General features: G+C 44.4%; 1 protein-coding gene. It reads left to right on the top strand.

The genetic code is table 11. From position 1 onward, the window contains the following. Nucleotides 1-75: 75 nt before the first annotated feature. The coding region (locus F0U44_RS24180; RefSeq protein ID WP_497707150.1) for a pepsin-like aspartyl protease at nt 76-372 on the top strand (297 nt) is incomplete at its 3' end.

Genomic DNA, 372 nt, shown 5'->3' with positions numbered 1-372 from the left:
TTTTAATAAATCAATAAATAACAATAGTCAATTTCTCATAAGCAAGTCGCCTAGTTGCGGCTTCTAAAAACAACAATGGGAAAGATATCTTTATTTTTTTTGGCGCTGATCGCCAGCTCCGTAATGGCACTATATAGGGTGCCATTACATCGTATGAAAACTGCGAGAACCCACTTTCATGAGGTTGGCACTGAACTGGAGCTGTTGAGATTAAAATACGATGTGACTGGCCCTTCACCCGAACCATTGTCAAATTATCTTGATGCTCAGTACTACGGAGTGATCAGTATCGGCACGCCGCCGCAGTCGTTCAAGGTGGTATTCGACACCGGATCCTCCAACCTCTGGGTGCCTTCCAAAAAGTGCCACCAC

The sequence above is a fragment of the Nocardioides humilatus genome (assembly GCF_008373755.1).
Lineage (GTDB): Bacteria > Actinomycetota > Actinomycetes > Propionibacteriales > Nocardioidaceae > Nocardioides > Nocardioides humilatus.
This window is presented reverse-complemented; position numbering and strand designations above follow the sequence as displayed.